We start from the raw sequence: 17,630 nt of genomic DNA, 5'->3' as shown, positions 1-17,630 counted from the left end.
CGACACTCATCGCCGGTGATCCGGCTCCGCGCCGCCGGACGGGCGGCGCCGGTGGCGGACGCCTCCGGCCCGCTTCACCGTCCGGGTGATCGGGGTGGTCTCCACATGGGTGATCTCCGGCAGCGCGCCCACGACCTCGACCAGGAACGTGTAGAGCGCGCTGACGTCCCGGCAGGTCACCGAGCACACGAGGTTGACGGAACCCGTGGTGGCCGCGACGAAGCGCACCGGATCGGCCGCGGCGAGGGCGCGACCCACCCGGTCCAGCGCCCCCGGCAGCACCGACATCCACAGCATCGCCTCGACCCCGTAGCCCAGCAGGGCCAGATCGACGTCGGTGTGGAAGTTGATCGCGCCGGACTCGGTGAGCAGGCGCATCCTGCGCCGTGCCGTGGACTCCGAGCAGGAGGCGGCCGCGGCCAGCTCGGCGTATCCCGCGCGGCCGTCCCTGGCGAGCACCCTGAGGAACGCCCGGTCCTCGGTGGTCAGCGCCTGCGGGGAGGACGGCTCGGCCCGCCTGTCGTGTACGGGGGCCAGGGCCCGGTACTGGTCCTCGTCGAGGAAACGCGGGTACCACAGCCTGGCGTCGCCGAAGCTGTGCAGCATCGTGTAGACGCCGACGTCCGCCAGCTGGTCGATGCCGGGCAGTTCCTTGAGCAGGAAGGCGTTGCGGCTCTCGCGCGACCCGGCGAAGGTGACGAAGCACAGGTCGGTGCCGCCGACGAGGATGTCCACCCACAGCGTGTCGGGCCGGTGCGCGATCAGCCCGGCCAGTGTGACGATGGAGCCCTTGACGCAGCGGCCCCGCACGATCATCGGGGTGGCGTAGCCGGAGTGGTAGGGGTTGACGACGCCGACGACGCGTACCACGCCGTGCTCGATCAGTCGCTTCGCCCTGCGGGCCACGGTACGGTCCGACAGTCCGAGGATCTCTCCCAGCCTGCCCCACTGCAGACGGCCGTCGACGTGGAGGGCCGCCACGATCGCCAGATCCCGCTCGTCGAGACCGAGCTCCTCCACGGCGCCTCCCGGATGTTCGTCACCTCTTGAGCGTCACATCCTATTTATTGCTATATATGGCTACAAGGTGCTTTTTGAGGTGCCGGGCCCGTGTGCCGCGCGCGGCCGGCGCACCCGGCGGGGGTATCTCGGCCGGAGGTGGCTTGAAAACCACACGGCTCGGTTAATTCATGTCCCATTCATAGCGATGGGTCATTGAACGGGAACTTGACACTAAAGAGCCGCAATCGCTTCCTGGAAGGGTTGGCTTGATCGCCGTCGCGCTCTCCATGGAAATGCCGGCAGGATGTGCCTGTGACACGTTCGGCCGTCACGTGATCACGGTGAGAACGTGCGCGGCGTGCCGGGTGCGCGGGTGGAGGGGGAGCGGTGACGCCGGCGAACGGTCAACGTCCCGTATCCGCTCCCACCGGCCGGGCCCGTAAAGACGGCCGCCGTTCCAGGTAAAACTCCAGATACATCCTCGGTATCCCCAAAACGGCCGCGTGGGTCTGGGCATACCTCAATGGATGGGGCGGGCTATACCGATCGGGGGTGGCGGTCATGTCGGACCATCTGTTCGAGGATCGGCGGCAGGCCGGACGTGTCCTCGCCGAGCTCCTGACGCGGTATCGGGACACCCCGGGCGTCGTCGTCGTGGGACTTCCCCGGGGCGGGGTCCCCGTGGCGTACGAGATCGCGGTGGCCCTCGGCGCCCCGCTGGACGTCTTCCTCGTCCGCAAACTGGGCGTCCCGGGCCGGGAGGAACTGGCGATGGGGGCGATCGCCGGGGGCGGGATCGTCGTGCTCAACGAGGACATCGTCCGGGGCCTGGGCATTTCGGCGGAGACCGTCCAGGAGGCGGCCGAACGCCAGAACCGTGAGCTCCGCAGGCAGGAGGAGGTGTACCGGGAGGGACGCCCCTCGCCCGACCTGACCGGCAGGACCGTCATCGTGGTGGACGACGGGCTGGCGACGGGGGCCAGCATGCGCGCCGCCGTCGAGGCCCTCCGCCGTCACCGGCCCGCCGAGATCGTCGTCGCGGTTCCCACCGCGCCCGTCTCGGCCTGTCACGAGCTCCGCGCCATGGCGGACGAGGTGGTCTGCGCCGCCACCCCGTCCCCCTTCCTGGCGGTCGGGCTGTCCTACTGGGACTTCGACCAGACGACCGACCGGGAGGTGCGGGAACTCCTGCGCGCGGCGTCGGGGCCCGCCCGGCCGGAGGGGGCGCCTGGACGGCGGAGGGGGCCGAGGCGCGCCACTCCGGCGGGAGGAACGGCCCAGCCCTGACCTCCCGCTCAAGGGGGAGCGGGGGCTTTCAGCCAAGTCAGCCAAGTCAGCGAAGTCAGCCGAGTCAGCGAGTCAGCGAGTCAGCCGAGGAGGGGCGATGAACGCCGTCCGGATGAATCTGGAGCGCCTGGAGATCCCGGCCACGGACGTGGTGCTGGAGGCCGACGTCGTGGTGCCGCGACCTGCGCGCGGAGTGGTGCTCTTCGCGCACGGCAGCGGCAGCAGCCGCCACAGCCCCCGCAACCGTCACGTGGCGGCCGAGCTCCAGCGAACGGGACTGGCCACGGTGCTCGTGGACCTGCTCACGCCGTCGGAGGAGCGGGTCGACCTCCGGACGGGCGAGTTCCGTTTCGACATCGGCAGGCTGGCCGTCCGGGTGGCCGCGCTGGCCCGCTGGCTGGTGAGGCACGAGCCCACGGAGGGCCTCGGCCTCGGGCTTTTCGGCGCCAGCACGGGGGCGGCGGCCGCGCTCGTGGCGGCGGCGGCCAAGCCCGGCCTCGTCCGGGCGGTCGTCTCCCGCGGCGGGCGCCCCGACCTCGCCGGTGAGTCGCTCGGGTCGGTCCGCGCGCCCACGCTGCTGATCGTCGGAGAGCGTGATCCCGTAGTCGTCGAGCTCAACCGCGAGGCGATGAGGAGGATGCCGGGCGAGACGCGGCTGGAGATCGTCCCGGGAGCCTCGCACCTCTTCGAGGAGTCGGGGGCGCTGGAGGAGGTGGCCAGGCTGGCCGGGGAGTGGTTCCAGCGGTACCTGCCGAGGGGACCGGGCCGGGAGGAGAACGGCCCGGAGTGACCGGCCTCCCGCGGGGGCGTGAAGGGCTCGCGGGGAGTCCGCCGGGAGGCCGGAAGGGGCTCAGGCCGGGAAGGTGGACGTGGCCAGGCCGCCGAAGTCGAGGACGTGCGCGGTGCCGTTGACGCCCCTGGACGCCGGTGAGGCCAGGTACAGGATCGAACGTGCGACGTCCTCGGGACGCAGCACGGGGCAGTCCAGCTCGTCGAAGGCGTCGCCCAGGTCGCCGCGGGCCATCGGGGTGTCGACGATGCTCGGGCAGACGCAGTTCACCCGGATGCCGTCGGACCGGAAGTCCACGGCCAGCGCCTTGGTGAGCATCAGGACGCCGCCCTTCGAGGCGCAGTAGGCGGCCATGCCGGGGGCGGCGACGAAGCCGGAGTCCGAGGCGACGAACACGATCGCGGGGGCCGTGCTCCCCGCGAGCACGGGCGCGGCGTGCTTGGCCAGCAGGAACTGGCCGGTGAGGTTGACCTCCAGCGTCCTGGTGAAGTCGGCGTGGCCGATCTCCCGCGCGTCCTGCCCCATGGGGCCGGAGATGCCCGCGCATCCGACGACGACGTCCAGCTCACGCGGGATCGCCGATCGCACGGTCTCCTCGTCGGTCACGTCTCCCCGGACCCAGGTGACGTCCAGGTCCTCGGGCTTCGGCGCCCGGTCGAGGACGGTCACCGCCGCCCCCTCCGCGAGGAACGCCTCCACGGTGGCGCGGCCGATCCCGCTCGCTCCGCCGGTGACCAGAACCGACCGGCCGGACAGTCCGAGATCCATTACGTGCTCCTCGTGGTGCGCTGGCATGCGGGACGGCCCGCCCGGGGGACGCGGCCGCCGGACGACGGGCGATTTATTTGCCTCCGTACGATAGATGGAACGAAGAGGCGGCACAAGGCGCGCGGTGTCCGCGTGACCGCGACGACATGGTGTTTTACCGAAAAACGTTTCGCGGAGACATCTTGCTCACCGCCGTACGCCTGAAATATTGTTCGGATCCGAATACTTGCCGTCCCAAGGCGCTCGCGGGCCCGCCGGGTAGGTCGTCCCCTCGTTTCCGGGGTCTTTCCGGCGTGCCCTTCCGGATCCGCCCCGCGCGAGGCGTTCTCCCGGTCCGTCCGCGTTCTCCACGCCCGCCCCCGGAAGGAGACGCGGCGCGCGATCCCGGCGAACGTGATCGTAGGGTGGAGGCCAAAAAGTGAGGGAGCGCCACACCGAGATGACGGGACACCACACCCTGCGGAGCACCGAAGAGGCCATCGGCGGCCGGCTGGATGGTTTCAACCTCGACTTCGAGGCGATGTGGGCCGTTTCCAACATCTACCGGGCGTCGGCGGCGATCCGCAACCACCTCGAACAGACGGTGCTTCGCGACACCGGGCTCACCTGGACCGGGTTCGTCGTCATGTGGGTCGTGTGGATCTGGGGAGAGAGCGAGACCCGGCACGTCGCGGCGGAGGCGGGAATCGCCAAGGGCACCCTCACCGGCGTCCTGAAGACCCTGGAGTCCTACCGTTACGTCCGGCGGATGCCCAACCCCGCCGACAGGCGACGGGTGATGGTGACCCTGACGCCGTCCGGCGAACGCCTGATGCGGACGCTGTTCCCCCAGTTCAACCGGGAGGAGGCGTTCGTCGTCAAGGAACTCGACAGCGGGCGGCGCCGCGACCTGGCCGCCAGCCTGCGGCTGGTCGTGCAGCACCTGGAGAGCGTCGAACGCTCCTGACGCCCCGGTCCCGGCGTTCCCGGCGTCCCCCGCCCCCGCTTCGGCGCCTTCGACGCCCCGGCCCTTCGCGCGGCACCCCGGCCGCGGACTCCCTCCCGGAAACCGTCGGCCCCCGTCCGGCCAGGGCGCGTCTGGCCGGACGGGGGCCGTACCCGGCCCGGACCTCTGAGTCGTCCGGACCGGGTGGTCGGGGGAGAACGCGGGCGTTCCGGCCGGGCCGGGACACCCGCGGGCGGTCACCCGGACTCGGCGGTCTCCTCCGGGGCGTTCGTCTCCGCGGCCGAGGCGGTTCCCTCCGGCCCGGCGCTCTCCTCCGGCCCGGACGTCTCCGCGGGAGAGGCGGTCCCGTCCGGGGCGGCCGTCTCCCCGAGGTAGGCCGCGTGCAGCCTGCCCGGGGCCGAACGCAGCTCCTCGGCGGGCCCCGAGTAGGTCAGCGTGCCGCTCGCGAGCACGTGCGCGGTGTCCGCGATCTTCAGGGCCAGGGTCGCGAACTGCTCGACGAGCAGTACCGCGACGCCCGACTCGGCCAGGTTCCGCACCACCGGCAGCAGCCGCTGGACGATCACCGGCGCCAGGCCGAGCGACATCTCGTCGATCAGCAGCGCCGAGGGCCTGCTCGCCAGAGCCCGGGCCAGCACCAGCATCTGCTGCTCGCCTCCGGACAGCAGCGAGGCGGCGACGTCGAGCCTCTTGTGCAGCTCGGGGAACAGCTCGAGGGCCTGGTCGATCACGCCGGGGCCGCGCCGTACCACGAGGATGTTCTCCGCGACCGTCAGGTCGGGGAAGACCGTACGGCCCTGCTCCACGTGGGCGACTCCCGCCCTGGCACGGGCGACCCGGTCCAGCCCCGTCAGCTTCGTGCCGTTGAGGGAGACGGTACCGCTCGCGACCGGGATCACCCCGGAGATCGACTCCAGCAGCGTGGTCTTGCCCGCGCCGTTCGGCCCGAGCAGCGCGGTCACCTCGCCTGCGGGCGCGGTGAGCGAGACACCCCGGACGATCGGGGCGCCGCCGCGCGCGACGGTCACCTCCTCCAGCACCAGTTGGGACGTCATGCCAGTGCCACCTCGTCTCCCAGATATGCGCGGGCGACCTCCGGCCTGGCCAGCGTCGTGGCGGGCGGTCCCGCCGCGATCACCTGGCCGAAGTCCAGCACCACGACCTCGGCGCAGGCCCGCCGCACCATCTCCAGATCGTGCTCGATCAGCAGGACCGAGGCCCCGAAGCGATCGGGTACCTCCGTCAGGCGGTTGGCGAGCTCCATGGACTCGGCGTGGGCGAGGCCCGCCGCGGGCTCGTCCAGAATGATCACCTTGGGGCGGGACAGCAGCGCGCCCGCCACCTCCAGCAGCCGCCTGCTGCCCACGTCGAGCTCGCTGACGTGCCGGTCCAGTGTGCCCAGCTTCAGGAAGCCGGCCATCTCCTCCAGCTCCGCCGCGCTCACCCGGCGGTGCGCGGAGAAGCGCAGGAACCCCGCGACGGTCAGGCCCGGCGGGACGCGGTCCTGCTGGAAGGTACGGCGCAGCCCCGCCGCGGCCCTGCGATGGACGGGAAGACCGTCCAGCCGCCGCCCGTCGAGCGTGACCGAGCCGGTGGCACCGGGGATGAAACCGGTCACCGCGTCGGTGAACGTCGACTTGCCCGCGCCGTTGGGGCCGATCAGCCCCATCACGGTCCGCTCGGGGACGACCAGGTCGACACCGGCGAGCGCGGTGATCCGCCCGTAGGCGACCGACAGTCCCTCGACGACCAGCACCGGACGCTCGCCCTTCACAGGCGTCACGGCGGTGTCCGGCTCGCCCGCGGGCCGCGGGCGCTCCTCGGGCACCGCCCTGCGGCGGCGGACCCGGCGGACGATGTCCTCGCTCATGCTGAGCCCGGTGGACAGCGTCTGCACGGCGCCGACGGCGAAGACCAGGCTGCCCCAGTCCTGCGGGATGCCGATCTTCCGGAAGATCTCCGGGACGAACACCATCAGGGCGCCGCCGGCGACGGCCCCGCCGGCGTACTCGCTGCCCGCCATCACGGCCACGACCAGCAGGATGAGGGAGTCGATGGTGTCGAAGTTCTGCGCGGTCACCACGCCGATCTGGCCGGCCAGCACGCCTCCGGCCACGCCGCCGAAGAAGGCGCTGAGCGCGAACGCGGCCAGCTTGGCGCGCGGCACGCTCATGCCCGCCGCCGCCGTGGCGCGCTCGGAGAAGCGCAGGGCCCGCCAGGCCGTGCCGTACCGGGTGCGGCCGAGCAGCCGGACGCCGACCGCGCCCGCCAGGAAGACCAGCGCGGTGAACACGAAGTAGGCGGTGTCACTGGCGATCAGGGAGGGCCTGAGCACCTGCTGGAAGGTGGTCGCGCCGGGGAAGCCCGCCGCCGCGATGATCACGTCGGCCGCGGCGGCGAAGCCCAGCGTGACCACCGCCAGGTGCACGCCCCGCAGCCGCAGCGCGGGCAGGCCGAGGAGGACGCCGAGGGGGACGGCGGCGATGCCGCCGGCCAGCACCCAGACGATGAGGCCGCCCGGCGCCGCCTGGACGTTCAGCTCGCAGACGATCCAGGCGCCCAGCGCCATGAAGGACATCTGGCACAGCGAGATCATTCCGGCCCGGCCGGTGACGATGCCGAGCCCGCTCAGCGCGATCGCCGACACCAGGGCGGTGGTCCCGAGGAAGAGCCAGTACTGCGGGACCACGGCGGCCAGCAGCGCGATCAGGGCGATCGCGCCGACGAGCTGCGCCGCGGGCCCGGTCATCTCAACGCGCCGCATCCCACACCTCCCCGCGCTGGGACCAGAGCAGGATCGCGAGGATCGCCACGAAGGGAACCACGTCGCGGAACTCCTGCAGCTGGCTGACATGCGCCAGCGCCCCCTGCAGGGCGCCGAGCGCGAGCCCGCCGACGGCGGTGCCGATCAGGCTGCGGAAACCGCCGACCAGCGCCGCGGCGCAGGCCGGGATCACCATGAGGCCGAGGGAGAGCTGGTCGCTGTTCTGCTGCGGGGCCACCACCAGCAGGACGGCGGTGGCCAGCAGACCGGTCACGGCCCACAGCCCGACGCCCAGGCGGCGGCTCGGAATGCCCATCAGCTCGGCCGTGGTCGGCCGCTGCGACAGCGCCCGCAGCCGCAGGCCGACGGCGGTCCTGGCCAGGAAGAGCGAGACGCCCGCGGTGATGAGGACCGCGGCGGCCACGCAGACCGCGGCCGCCTGGGTGATGGTGACACCGCCGACCGTCGCCAGCGGGCCGCCCAGGACGCCGGGGATCTGGCGGGGGTCGGTGCCGAAGACGAGGTACTCGGCGGCGAGCAGGCCGACGAGGTAGGCGATGGCGATCGCCGAGCGCTGGTCGGTCCCGGCCTCGGCGAACCAGCGGCCCATCATGTAGCCCAGCGCGGCGGCGACCAGCGCCGCCCCGGCCAGGCCGATCAGCACCGCGACCGCGTACGGCAGCCCGGCCTCGACCAGCACCGACATCGTGTAGACGCCCACGACGCCGATCGCCGCCTGGGCGAGGTTCACCACCCTGCCCAGGCGATACATCAGAGTCAGGCACAGACCGAGGACGGCGTAGGCGCCGCCCGCGGTCAGGCCCGCGAGGGCACCCTCAATCATTGGGCAGCCGGATCCAGTCCGGGGTCATGACCTTCCAGGAGCCGTTCTCCGGCTGGACGAACTTGGCCGCCCGGTTGGAGGCGTGCGCCTGCTCGGAGCCGAAGGCGTACGGCGTGCCGACCATGCCCGACTCGATGGGCTGGAGCGCCTTCAGCGCCGCGGTCACCGACTCCCGGGTGATGTCGCCCTTGATGCCCTTGAGCACGGTCACCAGGTTCGTCGCCGCCAGGTATCCCCCCTCGGCGAACGAGGTGAGCGGCACGTTGCTCTTGGTCATGAGCTCGCGCCAGTCCTTCGTCGCCTCCGAGGAGGTGTCGGAGTAGGGCTCGAACTCGGACAGGGCGACCACGTCCTTGCCCGCGTCGCCGAACGCCTTGCTCGCGGCGTCGGTGTAGGTCGAGGTGAGCACCAGCCACTTGATGTCGGTGACGCCCTGCGCCTTGGCGGCCTTGACCCAGCCGACCGACATGGGCTCGGTGCCGTTGAAGATGACGCCCTTACAGCCGGCGTCCCGCGCCCGCAGGATGTAGGGGGTGTAGTCGGTGGTGTTCCCCGACAGGCTCCGGTCGTTGATGAGGAGCTGCTTTCCGGTGATCTTCGACCACTGGTCGACGGCGCCCTTGTAGGCGTCGGAGGTGCCGCCGAGGATGACGAAGAAGCCGCAGAGCTTGTCGATCTTCAGGACCTCGGAGGCGTGGTAGAGGCTGACGGTCGTGCCGAGGAAGGGGCCGGTGTTGACCGGGGAGATGGCGGGGGAGGTGAAGCAACCGGGGTCGATGCCGGTGCCGGAGATCGAGGAGATCCCCGACTGGTTGTAGAAGGCTCCGTTGACCTGGCAGTCGAGCAGGCTGGCGCCGCCCGCGAGCACGACGGCGCCCTTGTTCTGGATGAGGTCCCGGGAGGCCTGGGCGGCGGTGCTGGGGTCTCCCTTGTCGTCGACGCTGACATAGGAGATCTTGCGGCCGTTGATCCCTCCGGCTTCGTTGACGCGGTCGAAGACGGCCTTGGCCGCCTGGGACGCCTCAGGGAAGGCGGCGGGACCGCTCAGAGAGCTGATCGCCCCCACGACGATCGGGTCGGCTGTCGTGGCGGCGCCGCCGGCGCCCCCGGTGTCGCCCGAACCGCACGCGGTGGCGCTGACGGCCAGGAGCGCGACCGCTCCCGCCGCGAGGCCCTTGGAGATCTTTCCCATGGGACGGTGCCTTTCATGAGGTTGGGGGGCTGGCGATCAGAGGTGGCGGACGGATCCTCCACCCGGGATCGTCAGATCGCCGGGCACGGTGGGGAGCCCGGCGGGTTCGGCCGGATCGTGATCTGATGGTGGGCGGGGCACCGGTCATCCCGCCCGCCGCGGGCTGTGTCACGAGCCTGGGCGGGATCGACGGCGGGCGCCGTGGTGCCGGGCACCAGAGGATCCGGGGTGGTTCGCATCGAGAACTCCTACGGCGAGGCATGCTCAATGTTTGGTCCCAAAACATATGGCGCTCACCCCCCGTGAACAAGTCACATCAATGTAAAGAGTGATGATTTATTTTGGCCCCGTACGATCTTCCGGGGCCGGGCGGGCCGTCGCGGCCACCTCCTCGATCTTCGCCGCCCCTTCCGGGCGGCCGGTCCGGAGTCTCCGCCGCCCCGCGCCGGGGCGGGAACGGCGAGGGCCCCCGCGATCACGCGGGGGCCCCCGGGGGGTATGTCGGACGGCCGGTGCGCCCGGCGGTGCGGACGGGTGTCAGTGGTGGTAGGCGTGCACCACCGCGTGTCCCCGGCCCCGGCCGATGATCCACTTGTTGACGGGGACGGTGACGAGGAACGCCGTCAGCAGCGACAGGGCCAGGGCGCCCCAGAACAGGCCGGCGCCGAGTCCCGCGTCCATCGCGCCGGGCACCGCCACCATCACGGCGTTGTCGGTGATCTCCATGACGATGATCGAGACGGTGTCGGCCGCGAGGGCCAGCCGTACGGCCTCGCGCCAGCCGACCCCGGCCCTGCGCAGTCCCGTCAGGGTGAGCGCGTAGCCGAAGAAGAAGGCCAGGACGATGGAGAGCACGAGCGTGGGCGCGTTCGACCAGCCCAGGGCGGTGCCGACCACCATGCCGAGCACCTCGCCGATCGCGCAGCCCGTCAGGCAGTGCAGGGTCGCCGACGCGGCCATCCGCCACGTTGCCTTCGCGGGGTGGCCCGCGTGCGCGTGGTGGTCGTGCGCGTGGGCCTCTCCGTGCCCCGCGTGGTCCCCGTGTCCCGAGTGGTCCCCATGGCCCGCGTGGCTCGTGTGGTCCTCGTGCCCCGCGTGGTCCATGTGCCGCATCGATTCGGACATCACAACCTCCTTGATCGCCGGTCGGTGCCGGCGCGCCCTACGTTATACCCACGGGGGGTATATGGCAACGGATGGGCGGCGCCCCGAGGGGCGGGTCGGCTCGCGCAGCCGTGGCGTCGCGCGGGGGTCCGGATGGACGGCGCCCTGAGGGGCGGGTCTCTACTACGTCCGATCGGTGTGCGTTCCGTCCCGCCGCCGTCCGGCCCGCGAGGGCAGGGAAAGGCCATGGCCGGTTGTCTACGACGCCGGGTAGCATCAAGTGATCCGCAGGTAGATGGGAGTCTCACGCGATGCGCGGTCTGGGAGACCTGGAATCGGCGATCATGGAACGCCTGTGGTCGTACCGCAGGCCCGCGTCGGTCAGGGACGTGCTCGAAGACCTCCGCCGCGAGCGGGAGATCGCCTACACCACCGTCATGACCGTGATGGACAAGCTGCACACCAAGGGCCTCCTGCGCAGGAAGGCGGTCGGCCGGGCGTACGTCTACGAGACCGTCGCCAGCAAGGAGGCCTACACCGCCGAGCTCATGCGCAGCACCCTCGCCTCCGGCGGCAACCAGGCGGCCACCCTGGTCCACTTCCTGGAGCGGCTGACCCCGGAGGAGTCGGTCGCGCTGGAGGCCGCGCTCAAGGTGTATCCCCCCGGAAGCCGCGCGTGACGGCCGCCGCCGTCCTGGCCCTGTACGCCGTCGTCGCGACGGCGGCGCCGCCGAGACCGCGCGGCGGGACCGGATGGGCCGAGCGCGCCCCCCGCCTGGGAATCGCCGTGTGGCTGGCCGCGTGCGCCTCCGTCGTCGCCTCGGTGCTCTTCGCGGCGGTCGCCGTCGCGATCCCGGCCCCCGTGCTTGGGCACCGGCTGGCCGAGCTCCTCGAGGCGTGCGCGATGCTGCTGTCCGAGGGCGTGCCCCCCGCCTCGCCGGTCACCTGGATCGCGCTGTCGTGCGCCGGGCTGATCGCGGCCAGGATCGTCTGCTGCGGGGCGGCCGTGCTGGTCGCGGCGCGGCGTGAGCGGCGCCGCCACGCCGGGATGCTGGACATCCTGGGCCACCACGACGGCGAGCTGGGCGCCGTCGTGCTCGACCACGGCGAGGCAGCCGCCTACTGCCTGCCGGGACGGCGCGGCAGGGCGGTCATCACCACCGGCGCGCTCCACTCACTGGCCCCCGAACAGGTGGCCGCCGTTCTCGCCCACGAGCGGGCGCACCTGAGGGGCCGCCACCACCTCGCGCTGGCCGCGGCCGAGACGCTCTCGCGGGCGTTCTTCCGCCTGCCGCTCTTCGCCCGGGCGAGGAGCGAGGTCGCGCGCCTGGTCGAGCTCCGCGCCGACGACGTCGCGGCCCGCCGCCACTCGCGCGCCCACATCGCCGCGGCCCTCGTCCGGCTCGCCACCGGAAACGCGCCCGCCGCCACCCTGGGCGCGGGCGGCGAGACGGCGCTCATCCGGATCCGGCGGATGCTCAGCCCCGCCCCGCCGCTCGGGCGCGGGGAACGCCTGGCCGGTCTGGCCGCGCTGGGAGCCCTGCTCGCGGGCCCCGCGGCGGTGGTGGCGATCCCGGGCGTGAGCTCGTTCCTCGCCCACCACTGCCACACGATCTCGATCTTCTGACCCCCTTCTCCCCGTCCCCACCCCCGTTTCCCGCATCGCTCACACCCGGATCGCCCACCGGAGCGCCGCACCACCGAGGCGGAGCGTCACCTTCGCGCCGGTGCGGTGAGCGGTGGGGCGTCGCCTTTCCCGGATCGGTGGTGGAGCGTCATCTTCGCGCCGGTTCGGTGAGCGGTGGGGCGTCGCCTTTCCCGGATCGGTGGTGGAGCGTCATCTTCGCGCCGGTTCGGTGAGCGGTGGGGCGTCGCCTTTCCCGGACCGGTGGTGGAGCGGCCGCGCCGGTGCGGTGGGTGGTGGGGGCGCCGCCTTTCCTGGATCGGGTGTGGAGCGGCCGCGCCGGTGCGGTGAGAAGCGGCGCGGGCCGGGCCGGCGCCGGTGGGCGGCGCGCGGCCCGGGAACCGGCGTGGCGATCACGCCGCCCACGGATGCCGGGCGGCCGCCCGGCGGGGTGGCTCAGGAGCCGCCGAGCATCTGCCGCATCTGCTCGATCTCGGCCTGCTGCGTGCTCTCGATGTTCTGGGCCAGCTGCCTGGCCTCGGGGTTGACGCCCTTCTCCAGCTCCGTCCTGGCCATTCCGATCGCCCCCTCGTGATGGGCGATCATCATCTTCAGGAACATCCGGTCGAACTCCGCGCCCTTCGCCGCCTGGAGCTTGGCCATCTCATCACCGCTCATCATCCCGGGCATCTCGTGCCCCTCGTGGCCTCCCTCCGGGGTGGCGGGCCTGCCCCAGGCCGTCAGCCAGGCGGTCATGGTGGCGATCTCGGGATCCTGGGCGGCCTTGATCTCCTCGGCGAGCTTCTTCACCCGCGGGTCGGAGGCCCGGGTCTCGGCGAGGTCGGACATCTCCACGGCCTGGCGGTGGTGCGGGATCATCATCTGCGCGAAGGCGATGTCGGCGCCGTTGAAGGACGCGGAGGGCTGCTCGCTCACGGTCGCCCCCGAGGTGGGGGCGCCGGTCGCGCCGGTGAGCGCGGACGCCGAGCCGCCGCCTCCGCAGGCGGTGAGCAACGCGAGCGCGCCGGCCGCGGCGGTGGCCGCCAGGGTGAGCCTGCGGGCCGCCGGGCGGACGGTGGACGGGTGGTCGGTGAAGATGGAGAACATGACTGGCTCGTCTCTTTCGGTGTGTGGTGCCTGCTTGCCGACCGTTCGCGGGCAGGCCTCGGAGGCCGCCCGCCGAACCGGCCGGTCTATATGCGCAGGACCGAGAGACAGGCCAGACGCAGCGCCGTCCTCCTGGGAGGCGGCCGGGCGGCGCGCTGCGGGGGCGCCGCGGCGGGGGCGGCGTCTTCACGGGGACGCCGCGCGTGCGCCGATGCCACGGCCGACAGCGTGAGGACGAGGAGCCCGGTCAGCACGGCCAGGCAGACCGACGACGGGTCGAGGCCGGGCACCCCGTCTCCCGGACCCGGATCCGCGCTCAGGGACGAGGCGGCGACCCTGCCGGGCGGCACCGCCTGCTCCGGAACCGAGGCCGGGACCGAGGCGGACGTCGGGACCGGGGCGGACGCCGGGACCGGAACCGGGGGCGGGGCGGAGACCGGAACCGGACCAGCGGCGGAGATCGACATCGACATCGACATCGAGGTCGAGGTGAAGGCCGGACGGGATTCGGCGGCCGGGCGGCCCGCCTCCAGGGTGTGACCGGAGGCCATGGGGCCGCCCTCGCGCGCGGGCCCGTGACCGGGATGGCCCAGCGTGTGCATCCCGGCGATGCCCAGGGCGAGCATGACGAGCAGCAGGCCGTGGGACGCCCATGGCAGGCGCCCGCGTCTCCAGCCGTTCATCGTCCCCCTCCCGCCCGTTCCGGCCTCCGGCCTCTCCGATGCGGACACTCTACGATCTGTGGTAGTAACTCTATCCGGGCGTGCGGCGGCCGGAGGAGGGGACCCGGCACCGGGCGGTCGCGGGTGGCTCCCCGGGGGCGACCTGGGTGAGGGCGACCCGCCGTGGCGGGCCGGGCCGTACGTTACCGCTCTTTACCCGGCCGTGGACGGGAAATGGGATGTCATCCGGCAACGATCCTTTTTAGGAGAGATGTCCGCGCCGGAGGCGGGGATCTGCCGGGAAAGGCACTCCCGCGGGGAATCCTCGCCCGATTTGGCATGATCGCCGCGTTCGGTGCACCATCTCCTACTATCGTCCATCGGACGGGCGGTACCACCGTCCCCTGCCCTCCGATCGGAGGCTCATGCCTCCGGGAGAGGCCGGCGAGTCCCTCCCGCGGCGACAAGGTCGGCGAGAAGGAGAGACGTGGTGCTGTCCCGCGATGGCCGATGGCGGGGCGCGCTCCGGATCCTGACCGCGTCGATCATCGTCGTGGTGATGTGCGCCGGTGTCGCGGCGGCCGGTCACACCGCGCCGAAGCCGACCGCCAAACAGCTCCGCAAGGAGCTGGCGCGACTCCAGAAACAGTCCGAGGTCATGATCGCCGATTACTACGCCGGGCGGGTCGCGCTGCAGAAGGCAGAGAAGGCCGAGAAGGTCGCCCGGAGCAACCTCGGCCGGGCGCAGCAGGACTTCGAACAGGCCGCCGAGCAGATCCGCCTGCTGGCCACCCAGCGGTACCGCACCGGCGGCGTCGGGACGCTCCCCGCGCTGATGGGCGGCGGCGATCCGGCGGCCATGCTGAACCACCTGGCCCTCACCCAGCAGATCGTGAGCGAGCAGGACGCCAGGCTCCAGGGGTTCGCGGGGGTCCGTGACACCTATCGCGACGCGCGCGCCGCGGCGGAGAAGCGGACCGCCGAACTCCGGGCCTCGCTGGAGGAACTCGGCGTCCAGAAGAAGCGGACCCAGAAGCTGATCGCCGAGATCAAGGACCGGATCGACCGGATCTACCCGACCCCGGGGCTCAGGAGGGCCGACGGCACGTGGGTGCCCCAGCTGCCGTCGGGCCCCGACAACATCACACCCCGGACACGCCTGGTCCGGCAGCTGATCGCGCAGCGCTTCGGCCCGCACTTCGGCATCGGCTGCTACCGCGTCGACGGCGGGATCGCGGGAGGCGGCGAGCACCCGCTGGGCCGCGCCTGCGACTTCATGCTCAGCCAGGGAGGCGCCCTGCCCACCGCCGCGGAGACGGCCAGGGGAGAGGAGATCGCGGCCTGGACGATCAAGAACGCCCAGCGGCTCGGCGTCATGTACATCATCTTCCGCCAGCGCATCTGGCATGTCCGCACCGGTTCCTGGCGCTCGATGTCCAACCGGGGCGGCGTCACCGCCAACCACTACGACCACGTCCACATCTCGATGTACTGATCCGTCGGGCCTCCGGCCCACGGTGAGCGCGTCCGGGGTCTCTCCGGCCGTGTCCGGGGCACCGCGCGCCGTCACCCGCACGTCTCCGGCCCCCACCCGTCCCGCGCCGGCTCGCGGTTCCGCCGGGGCGAGGAGAGGCCGCGGGTTCACGAGGGGAACTCGCGGGTTCACCGGGGGAGGGGAAAGGGGCGGGGAAACCGTCCGATGAGACATTCGAGATCGACACGGCCTTTACCGTGAAGCCGGTGTGACTTTATGCGATGAGCACAACGCGGGCTCACCCATCCTGCGACACCTTTTTCGGTGACGGATCTTCGAAGTCCGCAATGCGGGGCAAACAGGATCGCCGTCGAAACAGCGGCGATGGCATGTGCGCCACCGGCGTTTCGCGCTTTCGCGGCCCCCGATATCCGGACGCCGGTGCAGGTTGCCCAGCGGCGGAGTGATTCCCCATCGAAGACCGGACAGAGTGCACAGCATTTCGGTGAACTGTTGCACAAATAGTTCAGCCATATGGATCCTGGCCGTGCCGCGTATCTCAGGAGGAGGATCCATGACCGACACCCGATCCGAGCGCATAGCGACGCTGGAGGACGACGACCTGGAGGACATGCGCCGGCTGTGCGGCCTCGTGGACTACGACGAATCGGCCGACCCGTTCCCGGTCACCGCACAGGACGCGCTCGTCTTCGTCGTCGGCAACGCGACCCAGACCGCGATCCACTACCAGGCCGCGTTCGGCATGGAGGTCGTCGCGTACGCCGGGCCGGAGACCGGGACGCGGGACCACAAGGCGTTCGTGCTGAAGTCCGGGGCGGCGCGGTTCGTGGTCAAGGGTGGCGTGTCACCGGACTCTCCGCTGCTCGATCACCATCGGGCGCACGGCGACGGCGTGATCGACGTGTCGCTCCAGGTGCCGGATGTGGACAGGTGCGTCGCGCACGCGCGCGGCCAGGGCGCGACGATCCTGGTGGAGCCGCACGACGTCGGTGATGAGCACGGAACCGTTCGCACCGCGACGATCGCCGCCTACGGCGACACCGTGCACAGTCTGGTCGACCGGTCCCGCTACCACGGCCCCTACCTGCCCGGGTACGTCGCGCGGCAGGGCACGTACGTCAAGCCCGCCGACGCCCCCAGGCGCATCTTCCAGGCGATCGACCACTGCGTGGGCAATGTGGAGCTCGGGAAGATGGACTACTGGGTGGACTGGTACAACCGCGTCATGGGCTTCGTGAACATGGCGGAGTTCGTGGGGGACGACATCGCGACGGAGTACTCGGCGCTCATGAGCAAGGTGGTGGCCAACGGCAACCACCGGGTGAAGTTCCCCCTCAACGAGCCGGCAGTCGCGAGGAGGAAGTCGCAGATCGAGGAGTATCTGGACTACTACGGCACGCCCGGCGTGCAGCACATCGCCCTCGCCACCAACGACATCCTGTACACCGTGGACGCGCTGCGGGCCGCCGGGGTGGAGTTCCTCGACGCTCCGGACTCCTACTACGAGGATCCGGAGCTGCGTGCCCGGTTCGGTGACGTCCGGGTTCCGATCGAGGAACTGCAGAAGCGAAGCCTGCTGGTGGACCGGGACGAGGACGGTTACCTCATCCAGATCTTCTTCAAGCCGCTCGGCGACCGGCCGACGGTGTTCTTCGAGCTGATCGAACGTCACGGATCACTTGGCTTCGGCAAGGGCAACTTCAGGGCGCTCTTCGAGGCGATCGAGGCCGAGCAGGCGCGACGCGGCAACCTCTGACGTGTCGAAAGGGTGATTCGCGTCATGGGTCTTCCCGATTCGGCCTGTACGGAGGGCCGCCGGGCACGCCGGGAGAGATTCACCAATTGATCGGTGAATTGTCTTCCGGAGCGCGATCCAACGGGTAAACGGCCGGTGAGCGAATTCACCGATGCCTCATTCCTGCACGTGTGAAATACCATGTGTCCTGCGGTCGCATATGTGGACCGTGATTCCGGGGTGGCGGTGTCGCGCACACGCTGACCCATGCCGAATCGACCTATACCGAATCGCCCTATGCCGAATCGAA

General features: G+C 71.5%; 16 protein-coding genes. 7 read left to right on the top strand and 9 right to left on the bottom strand.

Going from position 1 to position 17,630, the window contains the following annotated elements:
* Positions 1–6 precede the first annotated feature (6 nt).
* Positions 7–1,020: an Lrp/AsnC family transcriptional regulator gene (locus AB0N02_RS10985; RefSeq protein WP_363944838.1), complete on the bottom strand. Its 1,014-nt coding sequence runs from the start codon at positions 1,018–1,020 to the stop codon at positions 7–9.
* Between the two features lie 543 nt (positions 1,021–1,563).
* Between AB0N02_RS10985 and AB0N02_RS10980 the strand changes: the two genes are divergently transcribed.
* Together AB0N02_RS10980 and AB0N02_RS10975 are read left to right on the top strand one after the other, a co-directional pair.
* Entirely contained in the window at positions 1,564–2,289 is a 726-nt protein-coding gene (locus tag AB0N02_RS10980; RefSeq protein ID WP_363944836.1) for a phosphoribosyltransferase, read from the top strand.
* A gap of 97 nt (positions 2,290–2,386) precedes the next feature.
* Complete coding sequence (locus AB0N02_RS10975; RefSeq protein WP_363944835.1) at positions 2,387–3,079, top strand: alpha/beta family hydrolase; 693 nt, start codon at positions 2,387–2,389, stop codon at positions 3,077–3,079.
* Positions 3,080–3,139: 60 nt separating this feature from the next.
* On the opposite strand, the gene AB0N02_RS10970 is transcribed toward AB0N02_RS10975, so the two are convergent.
* A complete protein-coding gene (locus AB0N02_RS10970; protein ID WP_363944833.1) occupies positions 3,140–3,847 on the bottom strand; it encodes an SDR family oxidoreductase in 708 nt (235 codons plus the stop codon).
* A gap of 418 nt (positions 3,848–4,265) precedes the next feature.
* Here AB0N02_RS10970 and AB0N02_RS10965 point away from each other — a divergent pair, with 418 nt between their 5' ends.
* A complete protein-coding gene (locus tag AB0N02_RS10965) occupies positions 4,266–4,793 on the top strand; it encodes a MarR family winged helix-turn-helix transcriptional regulator (RefSeq protein ID WP_363944832.1) in 528 nt (175 codons plus the stop codon).
* Between the two features lie 236 nt (positions 4,794–5,029).
* Here the strand turns inward: AB0N02_RS10965 and AB0N02_RS10960 are convergent, their stop codons facing one another.
* The 5 genes from AB0N02_RS10960 to AB0N02_RS10940 all read right to left on the bottom strand — a co-directional run bounded on the left by AB0N02_RS10960 (position 5,030) and on the right by AB0N02_RS10940 (position 10,718).
* A complete protein-coding gene (locus AB0N02_RS10960) occupies positions 5,030–5,848 on the bottom strand; it encodes an ABC transporter ATP-binding protein (protein WP_363944830.1) in 819 nt (272 codons plus the stop codon).
* A complete protein-coding gene (locus AB0N02_RS10955) occupies positions 5,845–7,557 on the bottom strand; it encodes an ATP-binding cassette domain-containing protein (protein WP_363944828.1) in 1,713 nt (570 codons plus the stop codon). The genes AB0N02_RS10960 and AB0N02_RS10955 overlap by 4 nt, the downstream gene beginning before the upstream one ends.
* Positions 7,544–8,401, bottom strand: a complete 858-nt coding sequence (locus AB0N02_RS10950) for a branched-chain amino acid ABC transporter permease (RefSeq protein ID WP_363944827.1) — start codon at positions 8,399–8,401, stop codon at positions 7,544–7,546. The genes AB0N02_RS10955 and AB0N02_RS10950 overlap by 14 nt, the downstream gene beginning before the upstream one ends.
* Complete coding sequence (locus AB0N02_RS10945; RefSeq protein ID WP_363944826.1) at positions 8,394–9,593, bottom strand: ABC transporter substrate-binding protein; 1,200 nt, start codon at positions 9,591–9,593, stop codon at positions 8,394–8,396. Before AB0N02_RS10945 ends, AB0N02_RS10950 begins: the two co-directional genes overlap by 8 nt.
* A 537-nt stretch (positions 9,594–10,130) precedes the next feature.
* Positions 10,131–10,718: a DUF4396 domain-containing protein gene (locus AB0N02_RS10940; RefSeq protein WP_363944824.1), complete on the bottom strand. Its 588-nt coding sequence runs from the start codon at positions 10,716–10,718 to the stop codon at positions 10,131–10,133.
* A 290-nt stretch (positions 10,719–11,008) separates the two neighbouring features.
* On the opposite strand from AB0N02_RS10940, the gene AB0N02_RS10935 reads away from it, so the two are divergent.
* Positions 11,009–11,377: a BlaI/MecI/CopY family transcriptional regulator gene (locus tag AB0N02_RS10935; protein WP_363944822.1), complete on the top strand. Its 369-nt coding sequence runs from the start codon at positions 11,009–11,011 to the stop codon at positions 11,375–11,377.
* On the top strand, positions 11,374–12,324 hold the full coding sequence (locus AB0N02_RS10930; RefSeq protein ID WP_363944820.1) for a M56 family metallopeptidase: 951 nt from the start codon (positions 11,374–11,376) through the stop codon (positions 12,322–12,324). Before AB0N02_RS10935 ends, AB0N02_RS10930 begins: the two co-directional genes overlap by 4 nt.
* Positions 12,325–12,777: 453 nt before the next feature.
* On the opposite strand, the gene AB0N02_RS10925 is transcribed toward AB0N02_RS10930, so the two are convergent.
* Positions 12,778–13,428: a DUF305 domain-containing protein gene (locus AB0N02_RS10925; protein WP_363944818.1), complete on the bottom strand. Its 651-nt coding sequence runs from the start codon at positions 13,426–13,428 to the stop codon at positions 12,778–12,780.
* 86 nt (positions 13,429–13,514) lie between these two features.
* On the bottom strand, positions 13,515–14,111 hold the full coding sequence (locus AB0N02_RS10920) for a hypothetical protein (RefSeq protein WP_363944816.1): 597 nt from the start codon (positions 14,109–14,111) through the stop codon (positions 13,515–13,517).
* Between the two features lie 469 nt (positions 14,112–14,580).
* Between AB0N02_RS10920 and AB0N02_RS10915 the strand changes: the two genes are divergently transcribed.
* Together AB0N02_RS10915 and hppD are read left to right on the top strand one after the other, a co-directional pair.
* Complete coding sequence (locus AB0N02_RS10915) at positions 14,581–15,585, top strand: hypothetical protein (RefSeq protein WP_363944814.1); 1,005 nt, start codon at positions 14,581–14,583, stop codon at positions 15,583–15,585.
* A gap of 610 nt (positions 15,586–16,195) precedes the next feature.
* Positions 16,196–17,341: a 4-hydroxyphenylpyruvate dioxygenase gene (hppD, locus tag AB0N02_RS10910; protein WP_363944900.1), complete on the top strand. Its 1,146-nt coding sequence runs from the start codon at positions 16,196–16,198 to the stop codon at positions 17,339–17,341.
* Positions 17,342–17,630: the final 289 nt, after the last annotated feature.

The organism is Streptosporangium sp. NPDC051022 (assembly GCF_040683035.1).
GTDB lineage: Bacteria > Actinomycetota > Actinomycetes > Streptosporangiales > Streptosporangiaceae > Streptosporangium.
This window is presented reverse-complemented; position numbering and strand designations above follow the sequence as displayed.

Coding starts and splice junctions, on each gene's coding strand:
- AB0N02_RS10980 (WP_363944836.1), top strand. CDS start 1,564: ATGTCGGACCATCTGTTCGAGGATCGGCGGCAGGCCGGACGTGTCCTC.
- AB0N02_RS10975 (WP_363944835.1), top strand. CDS start 2,387: ATGAACGCCGTCCGGATGAATCTGGAGCGCCTGGAGATCCCGGCCACG.
- AB0N02_RS10970 (WP_363944833.1), bottom strand. CDS start 3,847: ATGGATCTCGGACTGTCCGGCCGGTCGGTTCTGGTCACCGGCGGAGCG.
- AB0N02_RS10960 (WP_363944830.1), bottom strand. CDS start 5,848: ATGACGTCCCAACTGGTGCTGGAGGAGGTGACCGTCGCGCGCGGCGGC.
- AB0N02_RS10955 (WP_363944828.1), bottom strand. CDS start 7,557: ATGCGGCGCGTTGAGATGACCGGGCCCGCGGCGCAGCTCGTCGGCGCG.
- AB0N02_RS10950 (WP_363944827.1), bottom strand. CDS start 8,401: ATGATTGAGGGTGCCCTCGCGGGCCTGACCGCGGGCGGCGCCTACGCC.
- AB0N02_RS10945 (WP_363944826.1), bottom strand. CDS start 9,593: ATGGGAAAGATCTCCAAGGGCCTCGCGGCGGGAGCGGTCGCGCTCCTG.
- AB0N02_RS10940 (WP_363944824.1), bottom strand. CDS start 10,718: ATGTCCGAATCGATGCGGCACATGGACCACGCGGGGCACGAGGACCAC.
- AB0N02_RS10935 (WP_363944822.1), top strand. CDS start 11,009: ATGCGCGGTCTGGGAGACCTGGAATCGGCGATCATGGAACGCCTGTGG.
- AB0N02_RS10925 (WP_363944818.1), bottom strand. CDS start 13,428: ATGTTCTCCATCTTCACCGACCACCCGTCCACCGTCCGCCCGGCGGCC.
- AB0N02_RS10920 (WP_363944816.1), bottom strand. CDS start 14,111: ATGAACGGCTGGAGACGCGGGCGCCTGCCATGGGCGTCCCACGGCCTG.
- hppD (WP_363944900.1), top strand. CDS start 16,196: ATGCGCCGGCTGTGCGGCCTCGTGGACTACGACGAATCGGCCGACCCG.